5 protein-coding genes and 1 pseudogene are annotated in these 5,240 nt (G+C 51.1%); 3 read left to right on the top strand and 3 right to left on the bottom strand.

Going from position 1 to position 5,240, the window contains the following annotated elements; translation table 11 throughout:
* A partial coding sequence (locus H6F43_RS12565) for a dihydroxy-acid dehydratase (RefSeq protein WP_190343093.1) occupies positions 1-434 on the bottom strand: 434 nt, incomplete at its 3' end.
* A 219-nt stretch (positions 435-653) separates the two neighbouring features.
* Between H6F43_RS12565 and H6F43_RS12560 the strand changes: the two genes are divergently transcribed.
* Together H6F43_RS12560 and H6F43_RS12555 are read left to right on the top strand one after the other, a co-directional pair.
* On the top strand, positions 654-908 hold the full coding sequence (locus H6F43_RS12560; protein WP_190343092.1) for a hypothetical protein: 255 nt from the start codon (positions 654-656) through the stop codon (positions 906-908).
* Between the two features lie 459 nt (positions 909-1,367).
* The gene (locus H6F43_RS12555) at positions 1,368-1,610 is read left to right on the top strand and encodes a hypothetical protein (protein ID WP_190343091.1); all 243 of its coding nucleotides are present in this window, start codon (positions 1,368-1,370) and stop codon (positions 1,608-1,610) included.
* A gap of 154 nt (positions 1,611-1,764) precedes the next feature.
* On the opposite strand, the gene H6F43_RS12550 is transcribed toward H6F43_RS12555, so the two are convergent.
* Positions 1,765-2,310 carry a type IV pilin-like G/H family protein gene (locus tag H6F43_RS12550; RefSeq protein ID WP_190343090.1) on the bottom strand — a complete coding sequence of 182 codons (546 nt, stop codon included), beginning with the start codon at positions 2,308-2,310 and terminating at the stop codon, positions 1,765-1,767.
* Between the two features lie 238 nt (positions 2,311-2,548).
* On the bottom strand, positions 2,549-3,430 hold the full coding sequence (locus H6F43_RS12545; RefSeq protein WP_190343089.1) for an SGNH/GDSL hydrolase family protein: 882 nt from the start codon (positions 3,428-3,430) through the stop codon (positions 2,549-2,551).
* A gap of 372 nt (positions 3,431-3,802) precedes the next feature.
* Here H6F43_RS12545 and H6F43_RS23135 point away from each other — a divergent pair.
* Positions 3,803-5,240 (top strand): annotated as a pseudogene (locus H6F43_RS23135) (NAD(P)/FAD-dependent oxidoreductase); the annotation flags it as partial.

Here is a 5,240-nt window from a genome sequence, read left to right as displayed (position 1 = left end):
TAAACGAAGATGGCAGGAATGTTCATCCGCGCCATTGCGATCATGGCTCCGGGCATGTTTTTGTCGCAGCCGCCGATCGCCAAAACCCCATCCATGCTTTGAGCGTTGCAGGCGGTTTCGATCGAGTCGGCGATTACGTCGCGCGACACAAGGGAATATTTCATGCCTTCGGTGCCCATCGAAATGCCGTCGCTGACCGTGATGGTGCCGAAAATTTGTGGCATGCCGCCCCCCTGACGAATGCCGTCCTCTGCACGGACTGCCAGCGGTGCAATCCCCATGTTGCACGGGGTAATGGTACTGTAGGCGCTGGCAACACCCACGATCGGCTTAGTAAAATCTTCGTTCTGAAAGCCAACCGCCCGTAACATGGCGCGGTTAGGCGATCGTTGGACCCCTTGTGTAACAACTTGACTTCTACGGTTGTCTGACATTCTCAGTCTCTCTGGTCAATTCAATATTTTTTAATTCTCCCAGATGGCTCGGCAATCGCGGATTGCGACAGGGAACTGATTCCAACTAAGACAGGTCGATTGACTTGAGTACCGAGCAAACTGGGTATATTGGATAGGCTTGACGCCGATCGTCCTGAGCACTCCGATTAAGCAGTGATTGATCAATCTAGCGTCTACGACTTGTTAACGGTAAACACAATGCACACTCGAAAACCGCGCACCCGTAAACCCACTAGCAAAGAACTGGATCTGCTGCTGCTGGCGGGGTGTTCTTGTCTGCTGACCCTGCTGCACCATCCGATCGCCGATGGGTTGCAGTCGTCTACGTCGGTCAGCCGCACAACCCCAATTGCAGCGCAGGTCAGCCGCACGTCTAGTGGACCGATCGGATCGCTGCACCTGACTCTGCCACCCGAGCGCGAGAAGATTCGGGATGATGAGGAAGACGCCTGAGGCGATCGTGCTTCTGAAGGAAGCGTTTTGAAGGAACCACACAGTTCGTAGCTAATAAGCTGGTAACTGGAAGCTACTTGTGCCGCTCTGGTTAGGGCAACGGATTTAATGAAATGAGACAGCTGAGATGACATTTCTAGGCGAGATGCCTACATAAAGCCACTAGTGGACGCGATCAAATTTTTATTGAAAGAAGGGATTGACGGAACACCTGCACTACGGCTATGCTCACACACTAAGGTCGCGTGTACGTCAGTAACGCAGCCCGTCCTCCCAGAAATTCAGCGCTACCCAATGCTGTTAGCAGCAGCATTGGGTAGCTAACCTCCTAGACTGGAACTAGCAGTCAAGGTGGCTAAAGGCGAATCTTACCATTCTCCTGAGCCACCCTGCTTTTTGCGTCTGCGGGGTGGCTGAATTTTTGGGATTTCTTCTACCCAACTAATGGAGAATCTCAATATGTCTGAAGCGTCTTTGCCCAACATTCCGCCTGAAGATGACGATTCACTAGAGCTTGACTCTTTAAAATCGGGAAAGTGCCAGATTGTGATGATTAGCAGTGCTGATGGTGTGCGCGAAATGATTAACGAGCTACAGGAATGTGGCTTCGCAGACGCGGATGCGTGGAGCCAGTTGATAGCTGGACCCAATTCAGGCGAAGCGATGGGCATTCTGACACAGCAGCGACCACAAGAGCCGTAATCGAACCACAAGCTGCGCCAGCTTAGAGGGCAATGGGTCGTCCGTCGCCCTCCTCATATGTAAAAGCACAGGTAAAACCAAAGAGTGGGCGGACTACTCATCCACCCACTCTTGTCTGAATTAAACTAGAATCGCTAAGCAGCTACGAGATGCCTTAGTTCAAAGGCTCAAAGTTTGGCGTAGCGCATGCTGGATCAGTTGCTGTGTTAGGTGTGAGGGTTACGCCTGCGGCAGTCCCTGCCGCGGGTCGCTGCGATTGACAGAGAATTGCCTTGGTTGTGGTTTCAGTAGAAGTTCCGGTACCTGTTTGACCCACTTGCACACCGCCTGTATGCGCCCGCAGCGTGGTGGTGTTTTGTGGAGAAGAGAAGTTTGTCACCTGATCTCTAGACGCACCGGTAATGGTGTAGGTGTAGTTGGTGGTTTGGGTGTTCACGCCCAGACCCAACAGCGAAACATCTGAGGAGAACGTGTTCTTCTCTAGAAAGTACGCCTGCTGGGTGCGGTTCATGGAACCAACGTAGGTTTTCGACTCTGACTCTTTGGCTTTGTTTGCCTGGTTCAAGAAGGAAGGCAGAGCGATCGCCGCCAGAATACCGATGATGATGATTACAACCAGCAGTTCAATCAGGGTGAAGCCTTCGTCTTTACGCTTTTTCACCAGATGTTGCAGGTACTTCACTTTGAATTCCGATTTCATGAGAGGTTTCTCCTTGAGAGATTTGGGGTGATGGGTTCTAACTCCTGGATGTAAAGTACCCTCTGATTTCGGCTTTCATATCACCTTGATTGAAAATTTCCTGATCTGCGCTGGAAAGGTTGTTACTGCTAGGATTGTTCTCCTTCAATTCATCTATTTAGTTCGGAGAAGAGTAATCGTAGATTTCCTCTCCTGAAAGAGACAGCAAGGGTAGGCGAGAGGCGATCGCGAAATTTATTTACTGCAGCACCTTTGGATCAGATACGGGCTGCACTTGGGCAATTGCGTTAAAGGCTCGGTCTGCCAAAATTCGATGCGTTGCGACGGTCGGGTGGATGCCGTCCCAGAACAAGAATCGATCCGAATCGTTGCAGCTAGACGAGGGGCTGATGCAGGAGCCAGTGACGTTGGTGAATCCAAACTTAGCGGGATGGGCGCTCGCGTCCTGATAGAGCATGTGGGCATCGAACTCAATCAGTCGAACCTCTGAGCCAAACTGCTGTCTCAAGCGATCTAACGCCTTGGCTAGTGCCAGGTTGTGAGAGGCTGTAGCAGCACTCAGGGCAGCGGCATAGGCGCTATTGCGCGTAGCGGGAAGGTTGCCTAAATCTGGCAGATTGGCGATCAGGAGTGTTTTCGCGCCCACAGCGACTAGAGATGCGATCGCTTTGGAGATATTTTCTACAGGAATGGCTGAACTCGCACCGTTCAAATAGTCGTTTGCGCCTGCCCACAGCACGTACAGCGCTTTTGGCTTTGTCTGTGAAGCTGTCTTTGTGTAGGCTTCGACTTGTGCCAACATGCCCGGAATGCCGTTGATGCTGCCGCTTCCGGTTGTGGCACCACCACAGGCAGCGTTCGTAATTTGTGAATTGGACAGGGCCAGCTTAGATGCGAGATGCTCGACCCAGACGGGACCGTTGGAGTAGCGTCCCCGGTAGTAGGGCGGGTTGGGAGGATAGTGACCCCCTGTTGCCTTAAAGACCGTGCCAGTATCTGAAAGGCTATCGCCAAAGACAAAAAGTTGATGAATCAAATGAGACTGTTGCATGGTTGCGGTAAATACAGCGATGACAAACGCCAGAAGTGCAACTCCTGTCACAAGGATGAGTTTTTTCACTCGCTATTCTGGTGTGTAATTGTTGAACAACGATTGTGGCTCTTCCGCAGCACAGGATGAAAACAATGAGCCTGCGTCGTATAGTCTTACGGTAACAAGCCTAATTAAATCGTAGTGGGCGGAACCGACCTACTACGGAACGGATTTTTCTACTGTGCTGTTGGCGTGTAATAGCACACATGCGTGCAAGTTGATGGGTCTATCTAGGGGCAAAAGAAGTCGGCGATCGCGACCAGTAATGTAAGAAATACTCCTCTGACTCTAAGTAGGACAACTTAAATAGCTGTTCTTCATCAGCCATTTGGTGGTAGCTGATCTGCTTAGCGAAGCAATTAAAGAAGCAAAACAACTTACGCCACAGCGCGACGAACCTGGAGTAGTAGGGTCTCGATGCAAACCTATGATGTTGTAATAATTGGTGCGGGTCATAATGCGCTGGTCTGTGCGGCTTACCTGCTGAAAGTGGGCTACAGTGTGCTGCTGCTGGAGCGACGATCGCTTCCGGGGGGTGGTGCAACGACGGAAGAACTGTTGCCGAAACAAGCTCCGGGGTTTCGGTTTAATCCCTGCGCGATCGATCATATCTTTATCCATTTGGGACCCGTTGTACAGGAACTGGAGTTAGCGAAATATGGGTTGGAGTATTTATTTTGCGACCCTGTAATTTTCTGTCCCCATCCTGATGGCAAATATTTTCTGGCGCATCGATCGGTAGAAAAAACTTGTGCGGAGATTGCCCGATACAACTCTCGCGATACTGAAAAATGTGCTGAATTTGCTGACTTTTGGCAGCGCGTTGTTGGCATGCTGATTCCAATTTTCACGGCGCCACCGAAATCGATCGTGGACATGGCGGGCAATTCTGATTTTGCCAAGCTAAAAGACACGCTATTAGTCTTCGGCGCACCAAATCAAACGCTGGATTTGGTGCGGACGATGTTTTCTAGCCCGATGGACATGCTAGATGAGTATTTTGACTCCGAGTTTCTCAAGGCTCTCTTAGCGCGATTGGCAGCAGAGTTAAGCACGCCTCCCTCGCAGAAAAACATGGCATTGGCGCAATTATGATGACGCTGCGCCACAATCCGGGCATGGCGCCCCAAAGGAGGAACCGGAGCGCTCAGCGAAGCGCTAGTGAACTGCGTCAAGGATTTAGGCGGTGTGATTCTGACGGAGCAAACGGTCGAAAAAGTGCTGATTGACGATAACTGAGCCGTAGGCGTGCGCGTTGCCAATGGTCAAGAATATCGAGTAGCGCAGGGCGTCATTTCTAGCTTGGATGCTCAATGATCGTTCTTGCACCTAATTGATCCTGCTGATGTGGATGGGGCAGACGCGCAGCTACGCGAGCGGGTTGCTCGTCGCATCACCAACCACAACGAAGCGATTCTAAAAATCGATTGCGCTCTATCGGAGCTGCCGCGCTTCGAGCACCACAACCACCATGATGAATTTCTGACTGGGTCGGTGCTAATTGCGGATTCTGTTAAACAAGTGGAGCTTGCCCACACTGATCCCAACATTGGCAGAATTCCTCTAGAGGATCCCTCAATGTATTTAGCCATCCCGTCGGTGCGCGATCCGTCGCTGGTTCCGGAGGGTAAACACACGTTGTGGATTGAATTTTTTGTGCCATACCAGATCGAAAATGCCGAAAATACTGGACTGAATGGCACTGGTTGGACCGAGGACTTAAAGAATCAAGTCGTCGATCGCGTGCTGGATAAACTGGCAGACTACGCGCCCAACCTTAAAAACGCCATCATTGCACGTCACGTGGAAAGCCCGCCTGAGTTGGAGAATCGCTTAG

The sequence above is a fragment of the Leptolyngbya sp. FACHB-36 genome, assembly GCF_014695955.1.
Classification (GTDB): Bacteria; Cyanobacteriota; Cyanobacteriia; order Leptolyngbyales; family Leptolyngbyaceae; genus FACHB-36.
This window is presented reverse-complemented; position numbering and strand designations above follow the sequence as displayed.